Raw genomic sequence first — 24,705 nt, 5'->3', positions numbered from 1 at the left:
AGTGGGCAAGAGGCGCAGGTCGGGGTTGGGCAGGACCTTGCGCCACCGGTTTCAAGAAGTTCTTACTTTGCCGTCAATGGCTTTTTCGGCATCCGTTGGAGCAGGGGCGACGGTTGGCAGGTGACGGGCAATCAACCCGCGGTAGGCCACGGCACCGAGGCAGGCACCGATAATCGGCGCGAAGATCGGCACCAGGAAGTACGGAATATCGCGGCCGCCGGTGAAGGAAACCTCGCCCCAACCCATGAAGAATGTCATCAGTTTAGGGCCAAAATCCCGCGCCGGGTTCATCGCGAAACCGGTCAGCGGACCCATGGCGCTGCCGATCACGGCAATCAGCAGGCCGATCAGCAGCGGTGCCATCGGGCCACGCGGCAAGCCGTTGTTGTCGTCGGTCAGGGACATGATCACGCCCATCAGGATCGCGGTAATCACCACTTCGACCAGGAACGCCTGGGCGGTGGACAGCGCCGGGTTGGGGTAGGTGGAGAATACCGATGCCAGCTCGAGGCTGGCCTGGGAGCCGCGGACCATCTGGTGGGCTTGTTCGTAATCGAAGAACAGGTTGCTGTACAGCGTGTAGACCAGCAGCGCCGCGCAGAAGGCACCGGCGATCTGGGAGAAGATGTAGAACGGCAGTTTGCGCTTTTCGAAGTCGGCAAAGATGCACAGCGCGATGCTGACCGCGGGGTTGAGGTGCGCGCCGGAAACGCCGGCGGTGAGGTAGATCGCCATGCTCACGCCGATCCCCCAGATGATGCTGATTTCCCACAGGCCGAAGCTGGCACCCGCGACCTTGAGCGCGGCGACGCAACCGGTGCCGAAGAAGATCAACAGGGCTGTACCCAGGAATTCGGCCATGCACTGGCCGGAGAGCGACGGTTGTTGTAACGCAGTTGTCATGGAAAACCTCGGTTTTTGTTGTTGTCTGGCGCTGGCGTGAAGGGGGCCGGGCGCGATTTTCACCGTCGGCAGGATCCCCATCCTGGGCGCGGCCTACTGCTAGTTACGGCTGTTGGATCTGCAACATGATATTCGTAAACGAAAAAATATAGACAAGAAACATTACTGTCAAAGGTCGAAAGTGAACCATTGGTCATTTTATAACTATCAGTTGTGTGAATGATCTTGCGAGAGGCGCGCCGGTTTTGCGCAAAAGTCACGGCCAGCCTGGTGTCCGCGGCTGCCTGGGCTGAGGTATGGGCCTTGGAATAGAGCCTTTTGCTGACGGATATCCTAGAATCGCCGGCACTGTTTCTGTTCTTTTCCCTGCTTATGGAGTTGCCATGACCCCTGCACTGGATCTGCTGAAAAAAGTTCGCGCCGAACATCGGGTGCACAGTTATGAACACGACCCGAAGGCGGCCTCCTATGGTCTGGAGGCAGCGGAAAAGCTCGGCCTCGATCCGGCGCAGGTGTTCAAGACGCTGTTGGCCAGCAGTGAAAAGGGCGAATTGCTGGTGGCCGTGGTGCCGGTCGTCGGAAGTCTCGACCTCAAGGCCCTGGCACACGCCGCTGGGGTGAAAAAAACCGAGATGGCCGACCCGGCTGCCGCGCAACGAGCAACCGGTTATCTGCTGGGCGGGATCAGCCCGCTGGGCCAGAAAAAGCGCCTGCGCACCTTTATCGACAACAGTGCGCAACCCTTTGCCAGCATCTTCGTCAGCGCCGGTCGGCGAGGGCTTGAGGTTGAGCTCTCGGCTGCCGTGTTGGCCGCGCACACCCAGGCGACATTCGCCGATATCGGTCGCGACTGACCGCCAGTGCGCCGATAAAGCAGCGGCGCTGTATGGCGAAAAATAACCTTCTCTGTGGCTGTTGGCGCCTGGATGGGCGGCCCCATGCTTGCGCGGCATGTTCAAGGAGAATGTTATGCAGCTTGAGTTTCATCAGGTCGACGCGTTCAGCGATCGCCCGTTCAGCGGCAATCCGGCGATGGTCTATCGACTGGAGGCCTGGCCGGCTGATGAGTTGATGCAGAGCATCGCCGCCGAGCACAACCTGGCGGAGACCGCTTTTGTCGTGCGTGAGCCTCAAGGCTGGCGCATCCGCTGGTTTACTCCGACCACCGAAGTCGCCTTGTGCGGCCATGCCACCCTCGCCAGCGCCCATGTGCTGTTCGAGGTGTATGGCGAGCCGGGGGCGCGTATCGATTTCATCTGCCGATCGGGCTCCTTGAGCGTCAGTCGCGAAGGTGCGCAGCTTTGGCTGGATTTCCCGGTTCGTGTACCACGCGAAATCGATGGCCATGAACAGGTGGCGCGTGCTTTGGGTTCCAGGGTCGTGGCCTTGCTGGGGGCCAATGAGTTGTTCGTGGTGCTGGAGTCCGAGCAAGCAGTGCTCGATTGTCAGCCGGACATGGCGGCGCTGGCCAAGCTGCCTTGGCCTGGTGCGATCGTTACCGCGCGGGGCAGTCGGCATGATTTTGTCTCGCGCTATTTCGCGCCGGCCATTGGCATCAATGAAGACCCGGTCACCGGGTCGACCCATTGCGCCCTGATTCCGTACTGGGCCGAACGCCTGGATAAGGCGAGCCTGACGGCTTATCAATGCTCGAAGCGCGGAGGGGCGTTGTTCTGTCGGCTGGAGGGGAAGCGGGTGAAGATTGGCGGCCAGGCGACGCTGGTGGCCAGTGGCAAGCTTGTTCTGGACTGAAGCCGCAGGCGCCGGTTGGCCGGCGCCTGCGCTGCCCGCTTGATCAGTGGGCGCCGCTGTAGCGACGAACGCCCGATTCAGACTGTGGGAGCTGCGCCGCGGTGCTGCCGGAGGCCTGGAACAGCACCAGGTGTTCGGCGGCTACGCGGATTCCCACGTCAGCGCCGACCTGATGGTCGGCGTGGCTCGGGAAGATCGATTCCAGCTGGCTGCCGGTTGGCAGTTGCAGGCGGTACAGGGTCGATGCGCCCTGGAAACTCTTGCCGACGATCCGCGCCTTGAGTGCGCTGTCCGGCGCATAAACGATATCGTCCGGGCGTAGCAGCACATCCACCGCGCCGCCGAGCGGCCAGGTGTAGGCACGGTTGCCGCGCAGCACGCCGAGCTCGGTCTGCACCGATTCCGGGCTGTCCAGCTGGCCGCGAATGAAATAACCCTGGCCGATAAAACTCGCCACGAACGGCGTCAGCGGTTCGTGATAGAGGTTGTACGGCGTATCCCATTGCTCCAGGCGGCCCTCCTTGAACACGCCGACGTGATCGCTGACGGCGAAGGCTTCTTCCTGGTCGTGGGTCACCAGAATCGCACTGGTGCCCCGTGCCTTGAGGATGTCGCGCACTTCGTGGCTGAGCTTGCGACGCAGTTCGCCATCGAGGTTGGAGAAGGGTTCATCGAGCAGCAGCAACTGCGGTTCCGGCGCCAGTGCCCGGGCCAGTGCGACGCGCTGCTGCTGGCCGCCGGACAGCTCGTGGGGGAAGCGCTTGCCGAGGTTCTTCAGGTTGACCAGTTCCAGCAGCTCCTCGACCACCCGGTTTTTCTGCGGGTGCTTGCGGATGCCGAAGGCAATGTTGTCCGCCACGCTCAGGTGCGGGAACAGGGCGTAGTCCTGGAACACCATGCCGATCCGGCGGCGCTCCGGCGCCAGGGTGAAGCCGGCGCTGGAAATGGTTTCGCCGGCCAGCTGGATTTCACCTTCGTGCACTGGCTCGAAGCCGGCAATCGCGCGCAGGGTGGTGGTCTTGCCGCAGCCCGAGGACCCGAGCAGGCAACCGATATCGCCGGCATTGAGGTGCAGGTTGAGGTTCTGCACGACCCGTTGGTCCTGGTAGCCGCAGGCGAGATTGCGCAGGTTAAGCAGTAATGGCTGGCTCATGCGTGGTGGTACGCCGGCTCGACCAGAAACTCGAGCAGGGCTTTTTGCGCGTGGAGACGGTTTTCTGCCTGGTCCCACGCCACGGAGCGCGGATCGTCCAGCAGGTCGAGGCTGATCTCTTCGCCACGGTGGGCAGGCAGGCAGTGCATGAACAGCACGTCTGCGGCGGCCAGGTCGAGCAGCGCGCGATTGACCTGGAACGGCGCGAACTGCTTGAGGCGCTCGGCGGTTTCTTCTTCCTGGCCCATGGAGGTCCAGACGTCGGTGCTCACCAGGTGGGCGCCGATCACCGCGTCTTTCGGATCGCGCACAATGCTCACCCGGTCGCCGGCCCGGGCGACGAACTCAGGGTTGGGGTCGTAGCCTTCGGGGCAGGCGATGCGCAGTTGGAAGTCGAACTGGATCGCCGCTTCTATATAACTGTTGCACATGTTGTTGCCGTCGCCGATCCAGGCCACGGTCTTGCCCTGGATCGAGCCGCGGTGTTCGAGGAAGGTTTGCATGTCGGCCAGCAGCTGGCACGGGTGCAGGTCGTCGGACAGGCCGTTGATCACCGGTACGCGGGAATTGGCCGCAAACTCGGTCAGGGTGCGGTGGGCAAAGGTACGGATCATCACCGCGTCGAGCATGCGCGACATGACGATGGCGCAGTCGCTGATCGGCTCGCCGCGACCCAGCTGGGTGTCGCGCGGGGACAGGAAGATTGCCTGGCCGCCGAGCTGGATCATGCCGGCCTCGAAGGACAGGCGGGTGCGGGTAGACGACTTCTCGAAAATCATCCCGAGAACGCGGTTTTTCAGGGGCTCGAAGAGTACGCCGCGGTTACGCAGGTCCTTCAGCTCGATGCCTCGACGAATCACGCTGACCAGCTCTTCGGGCGTGCAATCCATCAGGGAGAGAAAGTGCCTTGCGCTCATCATTAACTACCTTTTTGCAACAGACCGCAGATACTCAAAGCCTTGTTTTATCGAGAAACGGGCGAGACCTGCGGCGAAAGCCGCACGGGGCGACGAAATAGGGGAAGGCGCGATCTTATAATTAAATGTCGCGTCTTACCAATAGCAGGCTTGGTTTCTAGGGCCTTCACCACTTGCAGCGAGTGGTCTGGGCCGAAAAAGTGGGCCATTCGTGGTGTTTTACAGCATGTTCAGATGGGCCAGTCGGATGTGGAGTCGATCCACTTTGCGTAGGTCCGCAGCAGCATTTGTACACTGCGCCTCGGCCGCTTGGCAACGCGCCTCGTGGCGCATGCCGCTATCAGGCATCTGGCTGGCGCGGGCTGGGGTTTTCTCTGCTCGGCTCCTGGGTACTTTGAGCGTGGCGGGAAATGGAACGGCTCGCGGCAGGGGATATCGGCAGAAACATTTCCTAAGGCAGAGGGCTGGGGTTATAAATGCGCACCGGCAACAGGGAAGTGCTTGGAATGGACTTGAAAGAACAGCAGCTGAAGACACTGTTGGGGTTGACGACGCGGACCCTGACCGACCTGACGGCATCGATCACCTCGATGTCCTTCGAGTTGCTGCGCAGTGACGACAGCACGACGCGCAACGCCGCGCGACAGATGATCGATCGCATGATGACCATCAGCAGCAATCTCGATGAGCACTGGCGGCTGCTCGCCGAATTCAGCGGGCAGGCCAGCGAGGCGCCGATTGACGGCATGACACCGATCGCCCGGCAGGACGATTCTCCGAGGCTGCCCTCCAACTGAGTCATCGGCTGGCTTGATGCTTGCCGATTCACGAGGCGAACGTCCCTGGCGCTGATGCCGGTCTGGCGCCATAGTTTTGTTCCCGCGGCCTGACGCTGGCCGCCCCGAATAAAATAGAGACTGGCCATGACCAAGACTCTCCATCACCGTGCCTGCCACCTGTGTGAAGCCATCTGCGGCTTGACCATCGAAACCACCGAAATCGACGGCGCCGGCCCGCGGATCACCTCGATCAGGGGCGACGCCCAGGACAGCTTCAGTCGCGGCCATATCTGCCCCAAGGCGGTGGCGCTGCAGGATATCCAGAACGACCCGGACCGGCTGCGCCAGCCGATGCGCAGGGTCGGCAGCGATTGGCAGGCGATCGAGTGGGACGAGGCCTTCGACCTGGTGGCCGAGCGCCTGGCGGCGATCCAGGAGCGGCATGGCAACAATGCGGTGGCGGTCTATCAGGGCAATCCCAGCGTGCACAACTATGGGTTGATGACCCACAGCAACTATTTCCTCGGCCTGCTGAAAACCCAGAACCGCTTTTCCGCCACCTCGGTGGACCAATTACCGCATCACCTGAGCAGCTACCTGATGTATGGCCATGGGCTGTTGCTGCCGATCCCGGATATCGATAACACCGATTTCATGCTGATCCTGGGCGGCAATCCGCTGGCGTCCAATGGCAGCATCATGACCGTGCCGGATGTGGAAAAGCGTTTGAAGGCGATCCAGGCGCGCGGCGGCAAAGTGGTGGTGGTCGACCCGCGGCTCAGTGAGACGGCGGCCATGGCCGACCAGCATGTGTTTGTCCGTCCCGGTGGTGATGTGGCGTTGCTGTTCGGCATGCTGCATACGATCTTCGCGCAAGGGCTGACGCGCGACAGTCATCTGCTGGTGGACGGCCTGGCCGAGGTGCGTGAGGCCATTTCCCGCTTCAGTGCCGAAGCCATGAGCCCTTTGTGTTCGGTGCCGGCGCAGCAGATCCGCCAGTTGGCGCGCGACTTCGCCGCAGCGGACAGGGCTGTGTGTTATGGCCGGATGGGCGTGTCCACCCAGTCGTTCGGCACCCTCTGTCATTGGCTGGTGCAACTGCTCAACCTGGTGACCGGCAACCTGGACCGGGTCGGTGGTGCCCTGTGCACCGAGCCGGCGGTGGATCTGGTGGCGGCGACTTCGGGTGGGCACTTCAACGCCTGGCAGAGCCGGGTTTCCGGGCGCCCCGAATATGGCGGCGAGTTGCCGGTCTCGGCCCTGGCCGAGGAGATGCTGACCAAAGGAGAGGGGCAGGTGCGGGCGCTGATCACGGTGGCGGGCAATCCGGTGCTCTCCACCCCCAACGGACGGCAGCTGGAGCAGGCGCTGGATGGCCTGGAGTTCATGCTCAGTATCGACCTGTACATCAACGAAACCACCCGTTATGCGGACCTGATCCTGCCATCGACCTCAGCCCTGGAGAACGATCACTACGACACCACCTTCAATATGTTCGCGGTGCGTAATGTCAGCCGCTTCAATCGGGCGATCCTGCCCAAGCCGGAAGGGGCGTTGCATGACTGGGAAATCTTCGTCGGCCTGGCCAGGGCCTTTGCCGCACGGACCGGCAAGGAGCTCAAGCCGACTGTGCCGCCGGCGCAGATGATCGATAGGGGGCTGCGCGCAGGGCGGTATGGCGAGGCGTCCGAATTCAACCTGTCGGTGGCGACGCTGGCCGATCATCCCCACGGGATCGACCTGGGGCCGCTCAAGCCCAATCTGGCGACGCGCCTGAAAACCGAGAACCGACGGGTGCAGGCCGCTCCCGCGGCGATCATGGCGGACCTCGAGCGTTTTGCCGCGTTGCAGGCGCCGGCGGCCGATGAGTTGGTGATGATCGGTCGGCGCCATGTGCGCAGCAATAATTCGTGGATGCACAACTACCATCGGTTGGTGAAGGGCAAGCCACGGCACCAGTTATTGATGAATCCCGATGATCTGGCCCGTCGGGGGCTGGCTGACGGGCAGCGTGTGCGGGTCAGTTCGCGGGTCGGGGCGATCGAGGTGGAAGTCCTGGGCAGCAGCGAGATGATGCCCGGGGTGGTCAGCCTGCCCCATGGCTGGGGGCATGGTCGGCCAGGGGTGCAGATGAGCATCGCCATGGCCCAGCCCGGGTCGAGTGCCAATGACCTGACCGATGAGCGTCAGTTGGACGAGCTATCGGGCAATGCTGCGCTCAATGGCGTGCCGGTAAAGGTGGAGGCGGCCTGAGGAGTCTGTCGGAGAGGCCGAGCATGGTGCTCGGCTTTCCGTTACAATGCGCCACCGTGTCGACAACAGAGTCGGAAAGTTCAGCCGAGGTGCTCCATGGATATCATCGAAACTATTAAAGAGCAGATTGCCAACAACACCATTCTGCTTTACATGAAAGGCTCGCCGAATGCCCCGCAGTGCGGTTTCTCCGCGAAAGCCGCTCAGGCTGTGATGGGGTGTGGTGAGAAGTTCGCTTACGTGGACATCCTGCAGAACCCGGAAATCCGCGCCAACCTGCCTAAATACGCCAACTGGCCTACTTTTCCGCAACTGTGGGTAGCCGGTGAACTGGTCGGCGGCAGCGACATCATGGCCGAGATGTTCGCCAATGGTGAGTTGCAGACCCTGATCAAGGCCGCCGCTGAAAAAGCCGCTGCCAAGACCGAAGCCTGATTTGCCCCTTGCAGGGGCGACAAGTTCGCTCCTGCAGGCTGCGTGGATTTGTCCACGAATAAAAAGCCCCGCCCTCGTGAGAGAGGCGGGGCTTTTTTGTGGGCTGAACCTTGAGAGGAGTTACTCGTCGCCCATCTGCGATTGCAGGTAGTTTTCCAGGCCGACTTTATCGATCAGGCCCAGTTGGGTTTCCAACCAGTCGATATGTTCTTCTTCCGATTCCAGGATGTCTTCCAGCAGCTCGCGGCTACCGAAGTCGCCAACCGATTCGCAATGGGCGATGGCGGCTTTCAGGTCGGTGTGGCCGGTACGCTCGATGTGCAGGTCGCACTCGAGCATTTCCTTGGTGTGTTCGCCGATGTGCAGCTTGCCGAGGTCCTGGACGTTCGGCAGGCCTTCGAGGAAGAGGATGCGCTTGATCAACTTGTCCGCATGCTTCATCTCATCGATGGACTCGTGGTATTCGTGCTTGCCCAGCTTGTTCAGGCCCCAGTCTTCATACATGCGTGCATGCAGGAAATACTGATTGATCGCGATCAGTTCATTGGCAAGGATCTTGTTGAGATGCTGGATGACTGTGACGTCGCCTTTCATGATGGGGTCCTGCCCTGTAATTAGCGGTATATAAGGCGGAGTCTGAGCCGCACAATGATTAGTGTCAAACCTAAGTTATTGAATAATATATGAAAATTAATCGGAATAAGAATGTTTGTGTTCCGCGTTTTGACGCTAAGCGATTGAATTACAGGCATAAAAAAGCCGGACACGAAGTCCGGCTTTTTTAAATGGCGTTAATTACGCAACATTAAATTCTACTGGGTAAGGAATCGCTGGCTGGCTGCTTTGCAGTTCGGTCAGGGTGTCACGTACCACCTGCTTGGCGAGGCAGGCACATTTGCCACATTGACTGGCAACGCCGGTCGTCTGGCGTACTTCACGATAGCTGCAGCAACCGTCGTAGATTGCATCGCGGATTTGTCCGTCGGTGACGCCAGTGCAGAGGCAGACATACATAAGGTGAGAACCGTCGCTGGTTAGGGCTCAATGCGACGGATCTTAATGTTAACGAGAATGATTGTCAAAGTGGTTTCCTAGGGCTTTTTGCCAGATACGCATCTGGCAGACGAACGGTTTTTTCTACCGCGGACGACGCGTTGTCCAGCAGGGCTGTTTTTTTGCGGACTGAACACCAGGGATGGAAAAACCACTAAGGACAGCTCAAAAACGCGGTGTATGATGTGCGGTCCTTACGAAGCGGGATCGAGTCACAGGGCTGTCGCTTGGCGGCGGCAGACTAGGCTGGATCTCATTCTTCATTCGATCACACCAGGAGATATCCAATGAGCGTACTCGTAGGCAAACAAGCCCCTGACTTCACCGTTCCCGCCGTTCTCGGCAATGGCGAAATCGTCGATAGCTTCACCCTGTCCTCGGCCATCAAAGGCAAATACGGCCTGGTGTTCTTCTACCCGCTGGACTTCACCTTCGTCTGCCCGTCCGAGCTGATCGCCCTGGACCACCGCATGGCTGACTTCAAGGCACGCAACGTTGAAGTGATCGCTGTTTCGATCGACTCGCACTTCACCCACAACGCCTGGCGCAACACCCCGATCAATGCCGGCGGCATCGGTCAGGTTCAGTACATCATGGCTGCCGACATGAAGCACGACATCGCCAAGGCCTACGACGTTGAGTCCGAAGGCGGCGTGGCTTTCCGTGGCGCGTTCCTGATCGACGACAAAGGCGTCGTGCGTTCGCAGATCGTCAACGACCTGCCGCTGGGCCGTAACATGGAAGAGCTGATCCGTCTGGTCGATGCTCTGCAGTTCCACGAAGAGCACGGCGAAGTCTGCCCGGCCAACTGGAAGAAGGGCGACAAGGGTATGACCGCTTCGCCAGAAGGCGTTGCCGCTTACCTGAGCGAGAATGCCGGCAAGCTGTAAGCCGCGCTTCACGCATAAAAAAACCGGCCTCAGGGCCGGTTTTTTTATGCGCGGTCGATCAGCGACGGTATCAGTCGTTGAAGTCTTCCCAGCCGCCCATTTCCTTCCAGCGATTGACGATGCCGCAGAACAGGTCGGCAGTCTTCTCGGTGTCGTAGCGGGCGGAGTGCGCCTCACGGCCGTCGAAGTCGATGTCGGCAGCCTGGCACGCCTTGGCCAGCACGGTTTGGCCATAGGCCAGGCCGGCAAGCGTTGCGGTGTCGAAGCTGGAGAACGGGTGAAACGGGTTGCGCTTCATGTCCAGGCGCGCGACAGCCGCGTTGAGGAAGCCCAGGTCGAAGCTGCTGTTGTGCCCGACCAGGATCGCGCGTTTGCAGCCGTTGGCTTTCAGCGCCTTGCGCACGCTGCGGAAGATATCGTTCAGCGCGGTTTCTTCACTGACGGCCATGCGCAGCGGATGGTCGAGCTTGATCCCGGTGAACTCCAGCGCCGCGGCTTCGATGTTGGCGCCTTCGAAAGGCTCTACGCGGAAAAACAGGGTGTGCTCGGGGAACACGAAGCCCTTTTCGTCCATGCCGATGATGGTCGCGGCAATTTCCAGCAAGGCGTCGGTGGCCGAGTTGAAACCACCGGTTTCAACGTCGACGACTACCGGCAGGTAACCACGAAAGCGTGCCGCCATTGGATGACGCGAGCCACCACCATTGTGACCGTCCTGCTCGTCGTCGAAATGGTCTTCACTCACGCGTGTTCCTCCAGCAGGCGCCAGCGCAGTTTTTCACCGGCGCGCAGCGGGATGACGGTCAGCTCGCCGAATGGCAGGCTGGCAGGGGCGGTCCATTCTTCACGAACCAGGGTGATGCGATCGGTGTTGGCCGGCAGGCCATAGAAGCGCGGGCCGTTGAGGCTGGCGAAGGCTTCCAGCTTGTCCAGCGCGTTGCGCTGTTCGAAGGCTTCGGCGTACAGCTCGATCGCGGCATAGGCGGTGTAGCAGCCGGCACAGCCGCAGGCCGCTTCTTTGGCGTGCTGGGCATGGGGCGCGGAGTCGGTGCCGAGGAAGAACTTCTGGCTGCCGCTGGCGGCGGCGTCGAGGAGCGCTTCCTGGTGCACGTTGCGCTTGAGAATCGGCAGGCAATAGAAGTGCGGGCGAATCCCGCCGACCAGCATGTGATTGCGGTTGTACAGCAGGTGATGGGCGGTGATGGTCGCGCCGACGTTGGCCGAGGCCTCGTTGACGAACTGCACGGCGTCACGGGTGGTGATGTGTTCGAACACCACCTTGAGCGTCGGGAAGCGCTCGACGACGCGGCGCATGTGCTCGTCGATGAACAGCTTCTCGCGGTCGAACACGTCGATCTCACCGCGGGTAACTTCACCGTGGATCAGCAGCGGCAGGCCGACTTCGGCCATGGCCTCCAGCGCCGGGAAGATCTTGTCGATGCTGGTGACGCCCGAGTCCGAGTTGGTGGTCGCCCCGGCCGGGTAGAGCTTGGCGGCATGGACGAAACCACTGGCCTTGGCCGCGCGAATTTCTTCGGGCTGGGTGCGATCGGTAAGGTAGAGCACCATCAGCGGCTCGAAGCGGCTGCCGGCCGGCCGCGCAGCGAGAATGCGCTGGCGATAGGCGTCGGCTTCAGCGGCGTTGCGCACCGGAGGTACCAGGTTAGGCATGATGATGGCGCGGCCAAAGGTGCGCGCGACATCCGCGACAGTATTGGTCAACACGGCACCATCGCGAAGATGAATATGCCAGTCGTCGGGACGCAGCAGGGTCAGGCGGTCGGACATTGGGGATTCCAGGCGGGTCAAACTCCAGTGAATGCTACCGGAAAAGACTCTTCCAGGCACTCGCTATCAAGTTTTGCGTGAAGCTTCCGATATCCCGAAGGTATGCCGTAAACAGGCATTTCGATTTTCGTGATGTACAAGTCAGTGGAGCCTCCCGTGCGCCAGCGTTATCTAGCCTTGCTCAGTGTGTTCGCCAGTCTTCCCGCGATGGCGCTGACTTTCCAGACCCGTCTGGAGAGCATTGAGTGGACGGTCGAAGGCGATAAATTCGAGTGCCGTCTGAGCCAGCCGATCACCGATTTCGGTTCCGGGGAGTTCGTGCGCCGTGCCGGCGAGCAGGCGACCTTCCGCCTCAAGGCCTACAACCCGATGCTCGCTGGCGGTTCGGCCACGCTGCTCGCGGCGGCCGCGCCGTGGCAGCCGGGCCGGGGCGACATCAACCTGGGTTCGGTGCGGCTCGGCAGCGGCGATGTTTTGTTCAACAGCTCGCAACTGCAGGCCGGGCGGCTGATCGGTGGATTGATGGATGGGCGCAGCCCGGTGGTTCGTCACTATTCCCGTGAGGGCGGGGTGTCCGAGGTGCGCTTGTTGCCGGTCAAGTTCAGCAAGGCGTATGGCGACTATCAACGTTGTGTCGCCAAGTTGTTGCCGCAGAACTTCGACCAGGTCAGGCAATCCGAGGTCGGCTTCCCCGGGGGCGGAATCGATCTGGATGCCAAGGCCAAGGCCAAGTTGCAGGTGATGCTGGAGTTCCTCAAGGCCGATCCGACGGTCAATCACATCCAGCTCGACGGCCACTCGGACAACAGCGGCAACCGCTTGACCAACCGTGACCTGTCGCGGCGCCGGGCGCTGGCGGTGATGGAGTTCTTCAAGGCCAACGGCATTCCCGAATCGCAGATCGAGATGCGTTTCCACGGTGAGCGCTATCCATTGGCGCCCAACACCAACGCGGCGAACCGGGCGAAGAATCGTCGGGTCAACGTACAGTTGCAACGCGTCCCGGTCGCGGAAAAACCGGCACCCCAGGCTGCTGCTCCCGCCAACGCCGCGGCGACTTCCTGAAACGGCTGCCGTCGTCGCGCACTCGACATAATCTGTCGCTTCGTCGTCATAAGCTGTCGCGCCTCTGTAAATTATCCGCGTTGATCGGTAGACTTGCTGGCTTTCCGTAGAACCCCGTGGAGTGATGGCATGGCGGACGTAAACAAGGTCGTTCTGGCGTATTCCGGCGGCCTGGACACTTCGGTGATCCTCAAGTGGCTGCAGGATACTTATAACTGTGAAGTGGTGACGTTCACCGCTGACCTGGGTCAGGGCGAAGAGGTCGAACCTGCACGTGCCAAGGCGCAAGCCATGGGCGTGAAAGAGATCTACATCGACGATCTGCGCGAAGAGTTCGTCCGCGATTTCGTTTTCCCGATGTTCCGCGCCAACACCGTTTACGAAGGTGAGTACCTGTTGGGTACCTCCATCGCTCGTCCGTTGATCGCCAAGCGCCTGATCGAGATCGCCAACGAAACCGGCGCCGACGCCATTTCCCATGGCGCTACCGGCAAGGGCAATGACCAGGTTCGTTTCGAACTGGGCGCCTACGCCTTGAAGCCAGGCGTAAAAGTGATCGCTCCGTGGCGCGAGTGGGACCTGCTGTCCCGTGAGAAATTGATGGACTACGCCGAGAAGCACGCGATCCCGATCGAGCGTCACGGCAAGAAGAAATCCCCGTACTCGATGGATGCCAACCTGCTGCACATCTCCTATGAAGGCGGTGTGCTGGAAGACACCTGGACCGAGCACGAAGAAGACATGTGGCGCTGGACCGTCTCCCCGGAGAAGGCTCCCAACACCCCGACCTACATCGAGCTGACCTATCGCAACGGCGACATCGTGGCGATCGACGGCGTCGAGATGACCCCGGCCACCGTGCTGGCGACCCTGAACCGCATCGGCGGTGAAAACGGCATCGGTCGTCTGGACATCGTGGAAAACCGCTATGTCGGCATGAAGTCCCGCGGCTGCTACGAAACCCCGGGCGGCACCATCATGCTGCGCGCTCACCGGGCGATCGAATCGATCACCCTGGATCGCGAAGTGGCTCACCTGAAAGACGAGCTGATGCCCAAGTACGCCAGCCTGATCTACACCGGCTACTGGTGGAGCCCAGAGCGCCTGATGCTGCAACAGATGATCGATGCTTCCCAGGTCCACGTGAACGGCGTGGTTCGCCTGAAGCTGTACAAGGGCAATGTGATCGTCACCGGTCGCAAGTCCGATGAGTCGCTGTTCGATGCCAACATCGCGACCTTCGAAGAAGACGGCGGCGCCTACAACCAGGCGGATGCGGCTGGTTTCATCAAGCTCAATGCCCTGCGCATGCGTATCGCGGCCAACAAGGGACGGACTCTGTTCTGATGCCTTGAGTCGTTTTAAAGGAGCCCCGCCATGAGCGGGGCTTTTTTATACCTGATGATTAATCGATCGACGGGTAGCTTGAGGCCATGACTCAAGTTTACAGAGGACATTGTTTCAATGGCTTCTCGACTATCTTTCCCTATGTTCTTTTCAATACAAAATGTAGGGGATCCGGAGGTGTTTATATATAAGGAGCGACGTTCAAGTTTTCCTTGTAGGGCAAATCCGTATTGTTTGTAAGGAACTTCTCGGGGCGATGCTGGCTCGGGGCGTGGCCATGCCACGGGCCAAATGACTGGGTTATGGTGTTTGCTTGAAAAACCAATAGCGGACTCTGGACTTACCCATGAAGAAAGTTTTGATCGTAGATGATCATCCCGTCACTCGTCTGGCTGTGCGCATGCTGATGGAACGGCACGGTTTTGAAGTAGTTGCCGAGGCGGACAATGGCATGGATGCCCTGAAACTGTCTTATGAACATGTTCCAGACATCCTTATTCTTGATATTGGTATTCCCAAACTCGATGGCCTGGAAGTTATCGCCAGACTTTCGTCAAAAGCCATGTCGACCAAAGTGCTGGTATTGAGCCTGCAAGTACCTGGTCCTTTCTCCATGCGTTGCATGCAGGCCGGCGCTGCAGGCTATGTGTGCAAGCAGCAGGACATCACTGAATTGATCAGCGCCGTCAGGGCAGTCCTGGCTGGCTACAGTTACTTTCCCAACGAAGCCTTGCATACCCTGCGCTCGAGCCTGGGCATCGCCAGCGAGGAGGGGATGTTGTCCAGCCTGTCCGGGCGGGAACTGATGGTCTTGAAGCAACTCGCCGGTGGGCAGACCAACAAGGAGATTGCCGAGGGCCTGTGCTTGAGCAGTAAAACGGTGAGTACCTACAAAAGGCGGCTGCTGGGAAAACTCAACGCTCGCTCGCTGGTGGACCTGATCGAGTTTGCCAAGCGCCATCAGTTGGCATGAAGGTTGAAGCGAGAGGGGAAAACAGTGGCTTTTACGAGCCTCATTGCGTTGTGGGCTTGCCGGTCTGTCGATGATGTTGGATCCATCGGCCGCGCATGGCCTGGTTTGAAAAAGCGACTTGGAGTGTTAGCCGGTGTAACAAAAAAGCCTCCGTAAAAGGAGGCTTTTTTGTTACTAAAGATCAAAGTCGTAATCGGCCAATTGCTTTTGCAAACGCCGCTCTTCCAGAAGGTTGTCGATGGTCCGACGTTTGCTCAAGTTAGTCTTGGCCACCTCTACCACAGGCTCTGCATCTTCTGTTTCAACAGGGGTGAAGTCGTCTTCTACGTCCAGTTGTTCTTTACCAGTACTCATAAGGTTAACTCCAGGCTAAGACTGCCATTGGCGCTCCTTATATCGATATTCTCGGGACTGGTAAAAAAGATTTTTTCAATCGACCTATCATCAAAATCAATGCTTGCTCAATCGTCGGAGGTCTTGTGCTTGTATTCGCACAGGTCCTCGATCCGGCAGCTTCCACAGCGCGGCTTGCGGGCCAGGCACACGTAGCGGCCATGGAGGATCAGCCAGTGATGGGAGTCGAGCAGATACTCCTTGGGCACGAACTTCATCAGCTTTTTTTCGACTTCCACGACATTCTTCCCGGGGGCCAGCCCCGTGCGGTTGCTGACCCGGAAGATGTGCGTATCGACGGCCATGGTCAGTTGGCGGAAGGCGGTATTGAGCACCACGTTGGCGGTCTTCCTGCCGACGCCTGGCAGGGCTTCGAGTTCTTCGCGGGTCTGTGGGACTTCGCTGTTGTGCCGCTCCACCAGCAGACGGCAGGTTTCGATCACGTTTTTGGCCTTGCTGTTGTACAGGCCGATGGTCTTGATGTACTCGGACAGCCCTTCGACGCCAAGCGCATAGATGGCGGCCGGTGTATTGGCCACCGGGAAGAGCTTGGCCGTCGCCTTGTTGACCCCGACATCGGTGGACTGGGCCGAAAGAATCACGGCGATCAGCAGCTCGAAGGGCGACGAATAGGCCAGTTCGGTTTTCGGTTCCGGATTGTCTTCGTGCAGCCTGCGGAAAATTTCCAGGCGTTTTGCGGCATTCATGGGTGAGTCATTTCCTTGAAGGCGGTCGGTGTGAGGTCGCGGCAACCCAGGCTTGCCTGGCGGCCAGCAGCAGCCCCAGCAGGATAAAACCGCCAGGGGCGAGTGTAAGCAGGTGCAAGCCGCCCTGGGCGGCCAGAACCCAGCCTGGCCAATCGATGTCGTTCATCCCTAGCAGCCATTGCAGATGATTGCCGATCGAGCCACTGCCGAAGGCTTCGCGCAGTGTGCCCAGGATAATCAGCAGCAGGCAGAACAGGCCGGCGAAACGCAAGCGCCCGGGACGCTGGAAAAAATCCTGGTACTCCAGCACTACGCATTGCACGGCAATCAGCCCCAGGTAGAGGGCCAATTGTTGTTGCAGTTCGAATGCCCAGGCCTGCGCGGCCAGCATGGCACAACTGGTGAGCGTGGCGCTGAGCAGGATACTGGCGCCCAGGCGGCCCTGGCCAGCCAGGCGTGGGCGCAGGGCATTCATGCCCAGGCCGAACACGCAGCTCACGCAGAGAAATACCAGGGCCAGGCCCAGGGCCTTGACCAGGGAGTCGCTGGCGCCGATCAGCGGCGCCAGCATCAGGGCGTTCCGCAGGGTCGAGGATTTATTCATCGGCGGGGCTTCCCAGCAGTTGTTCACGGTGCTCGTCGAAGTAACGCAGGCTGTCGTGAATCCCCTCGACCACCGCCCGTGAGGTGATGGTGGCCCCGGTCATCTGGTCGAATTGGCCATTGTCCTTTTTCAGCGCCCAGCCGGCGTCGCCCGGGTTGCCCAGCGACTTGCCGATAAAACCTTGCAGCCAGGCATTCGGGCGCTCGGCGATGCGCGCGCCCAGCCCGGGCGTTTCCGAATGCCTGAGGGCCTTGCTACCCAGCAGTTTGCCGTTGGCGGCGATGCCGATCAGCAGCTCGACCGGGCCGCCATAACCGCTGACCTGGCTGCGCAGCAGTACGGCGCTGGGCTGGCCGTTGCGAGTGGCGCGATAACCGCCGAGCAGGGTGCTGTGGCTGAGCGGGATGTTATCGACGGCCAAGGGCTGATCCAGCGGCTGATTGTCGTAGCTGCTGGCGGGCAGGATTTCCAGCAGGTTGCGTGCCTGGATGGCGCGTTGTTCGCGTTCGATGCGGGGAGCCGTGGCCTGATGGACGAAGAAAGTGCCGGTGGCCCCGACAGCCGCCAGCAATGCCAACAGCCCCAGACTCATTGCGCGGTTCATGGCAGGGAAGGCTCGGGAGGCGGAGCAGCCAGGCGCTCCAGGGCGGGGACGGCGAGGTTCATCAGCAGTACCGCGAAGGCGACGCCATCCGGGTAACCGCCCCAGGTCCGGATCAGGTAGGTCAGCAGCCCGACCCCGACCCCGAACAACAGGCGTGCCTTCGCGCTCCTGGGGCCGGAGATCGGCTCGGTGACGATGAAAAAGGCGCCCAGCATGGTTGCGCCGGTCAGCTGGTGGAAAAACGGCGAGCCATGTGAGTCCGACCCGGAACCGTTCCAGCACAGCAGGCTGATGATGAACAGGCTGCCGAGCATGCCGGCCGGGGCGTGCCAGCTGAATACCCGCTGCTGCAGCAAAAGGACGCCACCGGCGAGAAAGGCCAGGTTGACCCACTCCACGCCCTTGCCGCCGAAATGGCCGAAGGCGGCATTGCTGGCGAACAGTTCATCGATGGTCAGGCTCTTGTTGATACGCAGGCTGTCGAGTGCCGTGGCCTGGGCCCAGGCATCGGGTGCCGTGTTGTCGGTGATCCCGAAGATCTGCTGCAGGCCGCCCAGCAGGTCCAGGCCATGGGAGGTCGGCCAATGAGTCATCTGCTGCGGGAAAGAGACGAGTACCAGGGCATAACCGAGCATCGCCGGATTGAACGGATTCTTGCCGACGCCGCCATACAGGTGCTTGCCGAACAGCAAGGCACAGGCCGTCGCACTGACCGTCAGCCACCACGGGCAGTATGGCGGCAAGGCCAGGGCCAGCAGGGTGGCGCTGACCAGGGCGCTGCCGTCGCCAAGGAAGGGGCGCAACGGCCACTGGCGCAATCGCAGTACCACGGCTTCGACGGCAAGGGCGGTGGCACAGGCCAGCAGCAAGTTGATCAGAATTCCCCAGCCAAACAGCCAGAAGAGAGCCAGCAGCCCCGGCAGGGTCGCTACCAGCACACGCTTCATGGCTTGTTGCAGGCGTTCGTCCGGTTGCTCAAGGGGCGTCATGGGCTTGTACCTGGCGCTCGGCTTCGGCCAGCCGTTCGCGGGCCTTGGCCAACAGCGGCGGCGGGGTGTCGCCGTGGCGTTCCAGTTTGCTGACTTCTGCTCGAGCGTAAGCCAGTTCGGTTTTCAGTTGCCGCAGGCGGGCGTCGATCGGGCGCTTCTCGACTCGTACCAGATTGGGGGCCGGCTTTGCGCTGGCTTCTTCAGCCGAGTGCAAGGCCTGTTCTGCGTCTTTCAGTGCCTGCTCCAGGCTGGCCAGCTGTTCGGCAGACGCCTGGCTGTCCTGGGCTTTTTTCAGTTCCGCACGGCGCATCGCCAGCTGGATTTTTGCGCGCTTGAGTTCGGCGTCTTTGGCGGGAGGCGCTGACGCTGCGGTTTCGACAGTGCTTTGGGCAGCACCTTCGAGCTGGGCAAGAGCCTGCTCGGCGGCCTCGAATTGACGCTGCAGGACGATCAGTTGCGACTGTTGCTCGAAGGTCGGCGGATGGCCGAAGGCTTTCAGCGATTTGTTCAACTGGGCCCGGCTCATCGCCAGATCGATCTTGGCTTTTTTCACCGCGGCATCGGCGGCGGCCGCCTTTTGCGCGCGTACCCGCTCGATGGCGGCCTGCACGGGGTTGAGGGTGGTTTCGCTGGGCTGCGCGGCACGTTGCGCGCGGGCAGTCCGTTCGGCCTGCTTGTGCTGTTCTTCGCGTTGCAGCCGGGCGTTGCGACGCTCGAAGCGCTGGCGCGCGTGATCGCGCTTGGCTGTCCGGGCGCGCAGTTCTTCGAGACTGGAGGCCAGGCCGCCGACGATCGGCAATACATCATTCAGCGGCAGCGGGTGCATCTCGATGCAGTCCACCGGGCACGGCGCCACGCAGAGATCGCAGCCGGTGCATTCGTCGATCAGCACCGTGTGCATCTGCTTGGCCGCGCCGACTATGGCATCCACCGGGCAGGCCTGGATGCACTTGGTGCAGCCGATGCATTCGGCTTCGCGGATAAAGGCCACCTGGGCCGGCGCCGGGCCGCGGCTGATGTCCAGCTCCACGACCGGGACATTCAGCAACCTGGCCAGGCCGGCGATGGTTTCGTCGCCACCGGGCGGGCACTTGTTGATCGCCTCGCCGTTGGCGATGCCTTCGGCGTAGGGCCTGCATCCGGGGTGGCCGCACTTGCCGCATTGGGTCTGCGGTAGCAGGGCGTCGATGCGTTGAATCAGACTCATGGGTTGAGCAGTCCGTTGAAACCGAGAAATGCCACGGCCATCAGGCCGGCGCCGATCAGGTCGATCGGCAGGCCGCGAAAGGGCAGGGGCACATCGTTGTTGAGAATGCGCTGGCGCAGGTCGCTGAACAGGCTCAGTACCAGCCAGAAACCGAGGCCCGCGCCCAGGCCCAGGGCGAGGCTATGACCGATTCCCCGGTTGGCCTGGACTGCCAGCAGCAAGGCGCCGAGCACGCCGGCATTGCCCAGCAGCAGCGGCCAGAGGCCTTCGAACGGCAGTCCGGGCAGCGTCCGGGTCAGCAGCTTGAGCAGCGGTGCGATCAGCAGCACGCCCAACGGCAGGAACACGAACAGTTGCAGTGCGGTCAGGCCCAGCGGCACCAGCAGGGCCTGATACAGTCCATGACCCAGCAGGCTGCAGAGCAGCATCAGGCAACTGGTGGCGATCCCCAGGGCATGGATCCGCCGCCGGGCCACCTGCGGCCCGGTACTGGCCTGCAACAGCGGATCGACGCCCAGCGGCCACTGCAACACGAAGTTGTTGATCAGGGCTGCGCTGATGAGCGTGAGGACAATCTCGGTCATGTTCGTGGCCGGTGAGGGCGGGCGGATACCTGAAGACTAGGCAATTATCCGGCAAGGGCGCAGGCCCATCCAGATATGAAAATCCCCCCGTCACGCAGCGGCGCGACGGGGGGATCGATCCCTCGGGCGGATTTACTTGATCCGCTGACCCGGCTTGGCGCCGCTGTCCGGGCTCAGCAGGTAGATCTCTTCGCCGCCAGGGCCGGCCGCCATCACCATGCCTTCGGAAATACCGAATTTCATTTTCCGTGGCTTGAGGTTGGCGATCATCATGGTCAGGCGACCGTCGAGCTTGGATGGGTCCGGGTAGGCGCTCTTGATGCCGGAGAACACGTTGCGTTGCTCGTCACCGATATCCAGGGTCAGGCGCAGCAGCTTGTCGGCGCCTTCCACATGCTCGGCCTTGACGATCAGGGCCACGCGCAGGTCGACGGCGGCGAACGTGTCGAAGTCGATTTCCGGCGACAGCGGATCCTTGGCCAGCTCGCCGTTGCCCGCAGGCTTGGCTTCACCGGTATCGGTCTGGCTGGCGGTCAGGTCTTCTTTCGAGGCGTCGGTCATGGCTTGTACTTTCACTGGGTCGATCCGCGTCATCAGCGGCTTGAATTCGTTCAGCTGATGGTTGCTCAGCAGGTTCTGGTGGTCGTTCCAGGTCAGCGGGGCGACGTTGAGGAACGCCTCGGCATCGGCGGCCAGCAGCGGCAGCACCGGCTTGAGGAAGATCACCAGTTGGCGGAACAGGTTGATGCCCGTGGCGCAGATGGCCTGGACTTCATCCTGCTTGCCTTCCTGCTTGTTCAACGACCATGGCGCCTTGTCGGCGATCCAGGCGTTGGCGCGGTCGGCCAGGGCCATGGTTTCACGCATGGCGCGGGCGAAGTCGCGGGCCTCGTAGGCGTCGGCAATGCTTGGCGCGGCCGCGAGGAACGCGTCGGTCAGCTCCGGCGCGGCGTTCTGGTCCACCAGCACACCGGCGTTGCCTTTGTGGATGAAGCCGGCGCAGCGGCTGGCGATGTTCACCACCTTGCCCACCAGGTCGGAGTTGACCTTCTGCACGAAGTCTTCGAGGTTCAGGTCCAGGTCGTCGACGCCACGGCCCAGCTTGGCCGCGTAGTAGTAACGCAGGTATTCCGGCGACAGGTGGTCGAGGTAGGTCCGGGCCTTGATGAAGGTGCCGCGGGACTTGGACATCTTCTGGCCGTTGACGGTCAGGTAGCCGTGCACGTTGATGCCGGTCGGCTTGCGGTAGCCGGCGCCTTCGAGCATGGCTGGCCAGAACAGCGCGTGGAAGTTGACGATGTCCTTGCCGATGAAGTGGTACAGCTCGGCCGTCGAGTCTTTGCCCCAGAACGCGTCGAAGTCCAGCTCCGGCGTGCGGTTGCACAGGTTCTTGAAGCTGGCCATGTAGCCGATCGGCGCGTCCAGCCAGACGTAGAAGTACTTGCCCGGCTCGTCGGGGATCTCGAAGCCGAAATACGGTGCGTCGCGGGAGATGTCCCACTGCTGCAGGCCGACATCCAGCCATTCGGCGATCTTGTTCGCCACGGCATCCTGAAGGGTGCCGCTGCGGGTCCACTCCTGCAGCATCTGCTGGAAGTCCGGCAGCTTGAAGAAGAAGTGCTGGGAATCCTTGAGCACCGGGGTGGCGCCGGAAATCGCCGACTTCGGATCCTTCAGGTCGGTCGGGGCGTAGGTGGCGCCGCATTTTTCGCAGTTGTCGCCGTACTGGTCCTCGGTGCCGCATTTCGGGCAGGTGCCCTTGATGAAGCGGTCGGCCAGGAACATTTGTTTTTCCGGGTCGAAATACTGAGTGATCGAGCGCGTGGCGATGTGCCCGGCGTCGCGCAGCTTCAGGTAGATCTGGCTCGACAGCTCACGGTTTTCTTCGGCGTGGGTCGAGTGGAAGTTGTCGAAGTCCACCAGGAAGTCGGCAAAGTCGGCGCTGTGTTCAGCCTGGACGTTGGCGATCAATTGTTCCGGGGTGATGCCTTCCTTTTCCGCGCGCAGCATGATGGCCGAGCCGTGAGCGTCGTCGGCGCAGACATAAATGCATTGGTTGCCGCGGTGCTTCTGGAAGCGCACCCACATATCGGTCTGGATATATTCCAGCATATGGCCGAGGTGGATCGAACCATTGGCATAGGGCAGGGCGCTGGTGACGAGGATCTTGCGTGGCTCGGACATGGGGCTCGGCTACTTGATGAAACGGAGGTCGGCCACTATAAAGCGCCGGCGCATATTTTTCACCCTTCAGGCCGGTTTCCGGGTGGCGCGGGTGCCAGGGTTGGTGGTGAAGGACGAGCTCCCTCGCCACAAATGAACGTCCGGCGTAGGATAGCCGCCTGATTTTCCCGTCTTGTTATCGGAGTAGCCCATGAGCGCCGTCAATCGCGCAGCGGTGGAAGCCGTTCTTCGCCAATACACCGACCCCTACCTGAACCAGGACCCGGTCAGCGCCGGTTGTGTCCGTTCCATCGACATCCAGGGCGACGAGGTGCGTGTCGAACTGGAGATCGGTTATGCCGCCGGTCTGTTCAAGAGCGGCTGGGCCCAGTTGCTGAAGCTGGCCATCGAAAACATGGAGGGCGTGGTCATCGCCCGCGTCAATGTCACCAGCGTGATTGCCGCGCACAAGGCCCAGGCCCAGATTCCGGGCCTGGCCAACGTCAAGAACGTGGTGGCGGTGGCATCCGGCAAGGGGGGCGTGGGCAAGTCCACCACCGCGGCCAACCTGGCCCTGGCGTTGGCCCGCGAAGGCGCCAAGGTGGGGATTCTCGATGCTGACATCTATGGTCCGAGCCAGGGCATCATGTTCGGCATCGCCGAGGGCACCCGGCCGCAGGTCAAGGACCAGAAATGGTTTGTACCGATCAAGTCCCACGGGGTCGAGGTCATGTCCATGGCTTTCCTGACCGATGACAACACGCCGATGGTCTGGCGCGGGCCGATGGTCTCCGGCGCCCTGCTGCAACTGGTGACCCAGACCGCCTGGGGCGACCTGGATTACCTGGTGATCGACATGCCGCCGGGCACCGGCGATATCCAGCTGACCCTGGCGCAGAAAGTCCCGGTGGCCGGCGCGGTCATCGTCACCACCCCGCAGGACCTGGCGTTGCTGGACGCGCGCAAGGGCGTGGAGATGTTCCGCAAGGTCAACATCCCGGTGCTGGGCGTGGTGGAAAACATGGCCGTGCACATCTGCTCCAACTGCGGCCATGCCGAGCACCTGTTCGGCGAAGGTGGTGGCGAGAAGCTGGCGACCCAGTACGGCGTCGAACTGCTGGCCTCGCTACCGCTGTCGATGCTGATCCGCGAGCAGGCCGATGGTGGCAAGCCGACCGTGATCGCCGAGCCGGAAAGCCAGATCGCCATGGTCTATCAGGAGCTGGCCCGGCATGTCGGTGCGCGCATCGTGCTGCAGGAAGCCGCAGCGCCGGCAATGCCCAACATTACCGTCAGCGACGACTGAGCCGGTTGGGCAAACAAAAAAGCCCGGTCAGTGCACCGGGCTTTTTCATGGGTGCTTTATGGGCGGGGTTCAGATCCGCAGGCCACCGTCCAGCTCGAGGAACCGGCCAGTGTAATAGTCGTTCTCGAAGATATAGGCCGCCGAGTGAGCGATCTCTTCTGGCTTGCCCATGCGCTTGAGCGGGATGCTGGAGGTCATTTTCTCCAGGGCTTCGGGTTTCATGCCCAGGGTCATTTCGGTTTCGATGAAGCCCGGTGCGATGCCGGCCACGCGGATGCCGTAGCGCGCCAGTTCCTTGGCCCAGGTCACGGTCGCCGCGGCGACCCCGGCCTTGGCGGCGGAGTAGTTGGTCTGGCCGATATTGCCGGCACGGGAGATCGAGGAAATGTTGATGATCGCGCCGCTGGTTTTCAGCTCGATCATCTTCGCCGCGACTTCGCGGGTGCAGAGGAACACGCCGGTCAGGTTGACGTCGATCACCGACTGCCACTGGGCCAGGCTCATCTTGGTCATCTCGCCGTCCTTGACCTTGAGCAGCAGGCCGTCGCGCAGGATGCCGGCGTTATTGATCAGGCCGTGAATGGCGCCGAAGTCTTCGGCGACCTGGGCGACCATGTGTTCCACCTGCTCTTCATTGGCGACGTTGCACAGGTAGGCACGGGCCTCGACTCCCGCGGCCTGGCAGGCGGCAACCGCCTGGTCGAGCTTTTCCTGGTTCAGGTCGACCAGTGCCAGCCTGGTGCCTTTGCTGGCGAAATACTCTGCCATGGAGCGGCCCAGCCCCTGGCAACCGCCGGTGATAATGATTACTTTGTCATTGAGTTGCATTCGCATGCTCCG

The 24,705-nt window shown here is 61.3% G+C and carries 26 protein-coding genes; 10 read left to right on the top strand and 16 right to left on the bottom strand.

Annotated elements, in window-relative coordinates:
• Nucleotides 1-51: 51 nt before the first annotated feature.
• Nucleotides 52-903 (bottom strand): MIP/aquaporin family protein, encoded by an 852-nt coding sequence (locus IF690_RS23410; protein ID WP_009050561.1) that lies wholly within the window; start codon nt 901-903, stop codon nt 52-54.
• Between the two features lie 383 nt (nt 904-1,286).
• On the opposite strand from IF690_RS23410, the gene ybaK reads away from it, so the two are divergent.
• Both ybaK and IF690_RS23400 read left to right on the top strand, forming a co-directional pair.
• Nucleotides 1,287-1,757: a Cys-tRNA(Pro) deacylase gene (gene ybaK, locus IF690_RS23405; RefSeq protein WP_202697563.1), complete on the top strand. Its 471-nt coding sequence runs from the start codon at nt 1,287-1,289 to the stop codon at nt 1,755-1,757.
• 115 nt (nt 1,758-1,872) lie between these two features.
• The gene (locus tag IF690_RS23400) at nt 1,873-2,655 is read left to right on the top strand and encodes a PhzF family phenazine biosynthesis protein (protein ID WP_038576249.1); all 783 of its coding nucleotides are present in this window, start codon (nt 1,873-1,875) and stop codon (nt 2,653-2,655) included.
• A 43-nt stretch (nt 2,656-2,698) separates the two neighbouring features.
• On the opposite strand, the gene IF690_RS23395 is transcribed toward IF690_RS23400, so the two are convergent.
• Both IF690_RS23395 and argF read right to left on the bottom strand, forming a co-directional pair.
• Nucleotides 2,699-3,808, bottom strand: coding sequence for an ABC transporter ATP-binding protein (locus IF690_RS23395; RefSeq protein ID WP_202697562.1), 1,110 nt, complete (start codon nt 3,806-3,808; stop codon nt 2,699-2,701).
• Nucleotides 3,805-4,725: an ornithine carbamoyltransferase gene (gene argF / locus IF690_RS23390; protein WP_202697561.1), complete on the bottom strand. Its 921-nt coding sequence runs from the start codon at nt 4,723-4,725 to the stop codon at nt 3,805-3,807. The genes IF690_RS23395 and argF overlap by 4 nt, the downstream gene beginning before the upstream one ends.
• Before the next feature lie 506 nt (nt 4,726-5,231).
• On the opposite strand from argF, the gene plzR reads away from it, so the two are divergent.
• From plzR to grxD, 3 genes are all read left to right on the top strand, one after another.
• Nucleotides 5,232-5,522 carry a PlzR type 4 pili assembly inhibitor gene (gene plzR, locus IF690_RS23385; protein WP_202701698.1) on the top strand — a complete coding sequence of 97 codons (291 nt, stop codon included), beginning with the start codon at nt 5,232-5,234 and terminating at the stop codon, nt 5,520-5,522.
• 126 nt (nt 5,523-5,648) lie between these two features.
• Nucleotides 5,649-7,757: a molybdopterin oxidoreductase family protein gene (locus tag IF690_RS23380; protein ID WP_202697560.1), complete on the top strand. Its 2,109-nt coding sequence runs from the start codon at nt 5,649-5,651 to the stop codon at nt 7,755-7,757.
• Nucleotides 7,758-7,853: 96 nt separating this feature from the next.
• Nucleotides 7,854-8,192: a Grx4 family monothiol glutaredoxin gene (grxD, locus tag IF690_RS23375; RefSeq protein ID WP_007922425.1), complete on the top strand. Its 339-nt coding sequence runs from the start codon at nt 7,854-7,856 to the stop codon at nt 8,190-8,192.
• A gap of 120 nt (nt 8,193-8,312) precedes the next feature.
• Here grxD and bfr read toward each other — a convergent pair whose 3' ends face one another.
• Together bfr and IF690_RS23365 are read right to left on the bottom strand one after the other, a co-directional pair.
• Nucleotides 8,313-8,786, bottom strand: a complete 474-nt coding sequence (gene bfr / locus IF690_RS23370; RefSeq protein WP_202697559.1) for a bacterioferritin — start codon at nt 8,784-8,786, stop codon at nt 8,313-8,315.
• 201 nt (nt 8,787-8,987) lie between these two features.
• The gene (locus IF690_RS23365; RefSeq protein ID WP_202697558.1) at nt 8,988-9,206 is read right to left on the bottom strand and encodes a bacterioferritin-associated ferredoxin; all 219 of its coding nucleotides are present in this window, start codon (nt 9,204-9,206) and stop codon (nt 8,988-8,990) included.
• A 326-nt stretch (nt 9,207-9,532) separates the two neighbouring features.
• Here IF690_RS23365 and IF690_RS23360 point away from each other — a divergent pair, with 326 nt between their 5' ends.
• Entirely contained in the window at nt 9,533-10,135 is a 603-nt protein-coding gene (locus tag IF690_RS23360) for a peroxiredoxin (protein WP_007922432.1), read from the top strand.
• 70 nt (nt 10,136-10,205) lie between these two features.
• Here the strand turns inward: IF690_RS23360 and rnt are convergent, their stop codons facing one another.
• Together rnt and pyrC are read right to left on the bottom strand one after the other, a co-directional pair.
• Complete coding sequence (gene rnt / locus IF690_RS23355; RefSeq protein WP_009050553.1) at nt 10,206-10,880, bottom strand: ribonuclease T; 675 nt, start codon at nt 10,878-10,880, stop codon at nt 10,206-10,208.
• Entirely contained in the window at nt 10,877-11,923 is a 1,047-nt protein-coding gene (gene pyrC, locus IF690_RS23350; RefSeq protein WP_202697557.1) for a dihydroorotase, read from the bottom strand. Before pyrC ends, rnt begins: the two co-directional genes overlap by 4 nt.
• Nucleotides 11,924-12,079: 156 nt before the next feature.
• On the opposite strand from pyrC, the gene IF690_RS23345 reads away from it, so the two are divergent.
• From IF690_RS23345 to IF690_RS23335, 3 genes are all read left to right on the top strand, one after another.
• Nucleotides 12,080-12,988, top strand: a complete 909-nt coding sequence (locus IF690_RS23345; protein WP_009050551.1) for a flagellar protein MotY — start codon at nt 12,080-12,082, stop codon at nt 12,986-12,988.
• A 129-nt stretch (nt 12,989-13,117) separates the two neighbouring features.
• Nucleotides 13,118-14,335 carry an argininosuccinate synthase gene (locus IF690_RS23340; protein ID WP_009050550.1) on the top strand — a complete coding sequence of 406 codons (1,218 nt, stop codon included), beginning with the start codon at nt 13,118-13,120 and terminating at the stop codon, nt 14,333-14,335.
• Nucleotides 14,336-14,681: 346 nt separating this feature from the next.
• The gene (locus IF690_RS23335) at nt 14,682-15,308 is read left to right on the top strand and encodes a response regulator transcription factor (RefSeq protein ID WP_101338943.1); all 627 of its coding nucleotides are present in this window, start codon (nt 14,682-14,684) and stop codon (nt 15,306-15,308) included.
• Between the two features lie 174 nt (nt 15,309-15,482).
• Here IF690_RS23335 and IF690_RS23330 read toward each other — a convergent pair whose 3' ends face one another.
• The 8 genes from IF690_RS23330 to metG form a co-directional block, all read right to left on the bottom strand.
• Nucleotides 15,483-15,662 carry a PA3496 family putative envelope integrity protein gene (locus tag IF690_RS23330; protein WP_007922443.1) on the bottom strand — a complete coding sequence of 60 codons (180 nt, stop codon included), beginning with the start codon at nt 15,660-15,662 and terminating at the stop codon, nt 15,483-15,485.
• Nucleotides 15,663-15,769: 107 nt separating this feature from the next.
• Complete coding sequence (gene nth / locus IF690_RS23325) at nt 15,770-16,408, bottom strand: endonuclease III (RefSeq protein ID WP_007922445.1); 639 nt, start codon at nt 16,406-16,408, stop codon at nt 15,770-15,772.
• A gap of 7 nt (nt 16,409-16,415) precedes the next feature.
• Nucleotides 16,416-17,012 carry an Rnf-Nqr domain containing protein gene (locus IF690_RS23320; RefSeq protein WP_202697556.1) on the bottom strand — a complete coding sequence of 199 codons (597 nt, stop codon included), beginning with the start codon at nt 17,010-17,012 and terminating at the stop codon, nt 16,416-16,418.
• Nucleotides 17,005-17,616, bottom strand: a complete 612-nt coding sequence (locus IF690_RS23315) for an RnfABCDGE type electron transport complex subunit G (RefSeq protein WP_202697555.1) — start codon at nt 17,614-17,616, stop codon at nt 17,005-17,007. The genes IF690_RS23320 and IF690_RS23315 overlap by 8 nt, the downstream gene beginning before the upstream one ends.
• Nucleotides 17,613-18,605: an RnfABCDGE type electron transport complex subunit D gene (locus IF690_RS23310; protein ID WP_202697554.1), complete on the bottom strand. Its 993-nt coding sequence runs from the start codon at nt 18,603-18,605 to the stop codon at nt 17,613-17,615. Before IF690_RS23310 ends, IF690_RS23315 begins: the two co-directional genes overlap by 4 nt.
• Nucleotides 18,592-19,812, bottom strand: coding sequence for an electron transport complex subunit RsxB (gene rsxB, locus IF690_RS23305; RefSeq protein ID WP_202697553.1), 1,221 nt, complete (start codon nt 19,810-19,812; stop codon nt 18,592-18,594). Before rsxB ends, IF690_RS23310 begins: the two co-directional genes overlap by 14 nt.
• On the bottom strand, nt 19,809-20,396 hold the full coding sequence (locus IF690_RS23300; protein ID WP_202697552.1) for an Rnf-Nqr domain containing protein: 588 nt from the start codon (nt 20,394-20,396) through the stop codon (nt 19,809-19,811). Before IF690_RS23300 ends, rsxB begins: the two co-directional genes overlap by 4 nt.
• A gap of 132 nt (nt 20,397-20,528) precedes the next feature.
• Nucleotides 20,529-22,580 (bottom strand): methionine--tRNA ligase, encoded by a 2,052-nt coding sequence (gene metG / locus IF690_RS23295; protein WP_202697551.1) that lies wholly within the window; start codon nt 22,578-22,580, stop codon nt 20,529-20,531.
• A 190-nt stretch (nt 22,581-22,770) separates the two neighbouring features.
• Here metG and apbC point away from each other — a divergent pair, with 190 nt between their 5' ends.
• Nucleotides 22,771-23,865 carry an iron-sulfur cluster carrier protein ApbC gene (apbC, locus tag IF690_RS23290; protein WP_202697550.1) on the top strand — a complete coding sequence of 365 codons (1,095 nt, stop codon included), beginning with the start codon at nt 22,771-22,773 and terminating at the stop codon, nt 23,863-23,865.
• 69 nt (nt 23,866-23,934) lie between these two features.
• On the opposite strand, the gene IF690_RS23285 is transcribed toward apbC, so the two are convergent.
• Complete coding sequence (locus IF690_RS23285) at nt 23,935-24,693, bottom strand: SDR family oxidoreductase (RefSeq protein WP_202697549.1); 759 nt, start codon at nt 24,691-24,693, stop codon at nt 23,935-23,937.
• Nucleotides 24,694-24,705: the final 12 nt, after the last annotated feature.

Source organism: Pseudomonas sp. SK3(2021) (assembly GCF_016772375.1).
GTDB lineage: Bacteria > Pseudomonadota > Gammaproteobacteria > Pseudomonadales > Pseudomonadaceae > Aquipseudomonas > Aquipseudomonas chlororaphis_I.
The sequence above is the reverse complement of the archived record's forward strand: the minus strand, read 5'-3'. Positions and strand labels throughout refer to the sequence as shown.

Bases quoted from the DNA above. Each gene is read 5' to 3' on its own strand.
- IF690_RS23410 (WP_009050561.1), bottom strand. From the start codon at position 903: ATGACAACTGCGTTACAACAACCGTCGCTCTCCGGCCAGTGCATGGCC.
- ybaK (WP_202697563.1), top strand. From the start codon at position 1,287: ATGACCCCTGCACTGGATCTGCTGAAAAAAGTTCGCGCCGAACATCGG.
- IF690_RS23400 (WP_038576249.1), top strand. From the start codon at position 1,873: ATGCAGCTTGAGTTTCATCAGGTCGACGCGTTCAGCGATCGCCCGTTC.
- IF690_RS23395 (WP_202697562.1), bottom strand. From the start codon at position 3,808: ATGAGCCAGCCATTACTGCTTAACCTGCGCAATCTCGCCTGCGGCTAC.
- argF (WP_202697561.1), bottom strand. From the start codon at position 4,725: ATGAGCGCAAGGCACTTTCTCTCCCTGATGGATTGCACGCCCGAAGAG.
- plzR (WP_202701698.1), top strand. From the start codon at position 5,232: ATGGACTTGAAAGAACAGCAGCTGAAGACACTGTTGGGGTTGACGACG.
- IF690_RS23380 (WP_202697560.1), top strand. From the start codon at position 5,649: ATGACCAAGACTCTCCATCACCGTGCCTGCCACCTGTGTGAAGCCATC.
- grxD (WP_007922425.1), top strand. From the start codon at position 7,854: ATGGATATCATCGAAACTATTAAAGAGCAGATTGCCAACAACACCATT.
- bfr (WP_202697559.1), bottom strand. From the start codon at position 8,786: ATGAAAGGCGACGTCACAGTCATCCAGCATCTCAACAAGATCCTTGCC.
- IF690_RS23365 (WP_202697558.1), bottom strand. From the start codon at position 9,206: ATGTATGTCTGCCTCTGCACTGGCGTCACCGACGGACAAATCCGCGAT.
- IF690_RS23360 (WP_007922432.1), top strand. From the start codon at position 9,533: ATGAGCGTACTCGTAGGCAAACAAGCCCCTGACTTCACCGTTCCCGCC.
- pyrC (WP_202697557.1), bottom strand. From the start codon at position 11,923: ATGTCCGACCGCCTGACCCTGCTGCGTCCCGACGACTGGCATATTCAT.
- IF690_RS23340 (WP_009050550.1), top strand. From the start codon at position 13,118: ATGGCGGACGTAAACAAGGTCGTTCTGGCGTATTCCGGCGGCCTGGAC.
- IF690_RS23335 (WP_101338943.1), top strand. From the start codon at position 14,682: ATGAAGAAAGTTTTGATCGTAGATGATCATCCCGTCACTCGTCTGGCT.
- IF690_RS23330 (WP_007922443.1), bottom strand. From the start codon at position 15,662: ATGAGTACTGGTAAAGAACAACTGGACGTAGAAGACGACTTCACCCCT.
- nth (WP_007922445.1), bottom strand. From the start codon at position 16,408: ATGAATGCCGCAAAACGCCTGGAAATTTTCCGCAGGCTGCACGAAGAC.
- IF690_RS23320 (WP_202697556.1), bottom strand. From the start codon at position 17,012: ATGAATAAATCCTCGACCCTGCGGAACGCCCTGATGCTGGCGCCGCTG.
- IF690_RS23315 (WP_202697555.1), bottom strand. From the start codon at position 17,616: ATGAACCGCGCAATGAGTCTGGGGCTGTTGGCATTGCTGGCGGCTGTC.
- IF690_RS23310 (WP_202697554.1), bottom strand. From the start codon at position 18,605: ATGACGCCCCTTGAGCAACCGGACGAACGCCTGCAACAAGCCATGAAG.
- rsxB (WP_202697553.1), bottom strand. From the start codon at position 19,812: ATGAGTCTGATTCAACGCATCGACGCCCTGCTACCGCAGACCCAATGC.
- IF690_RS23300 (WP_202697552.1), bottom strand. From the start codon at position 20,396: ATGACCGAGATTGTCCTCACGCTCATCAGCGCAGCCCTGATCAACAAC.
- metG (WP_202697551.1), bottom strand. From the start codon at position 22,580: ATGTCCGAGCCACGCAAGATCCTCGTCACCAGCGCCCTGCCCTATGCC.
- apbC (WP_202697550.1), top strand. From the start codon at position 22,771: ATGAGCGCCGTCAATCGCGCAGCGGTGGAAGCCGTTCTTCGCCAATAC.
- IF690_RS23285 (WP_202697549.1), bottom strand. From the start codon at position 24,693: ATGCAACTCAATGACAAAGTAATCATTATCACCGGCGGTTGCCAGGGG.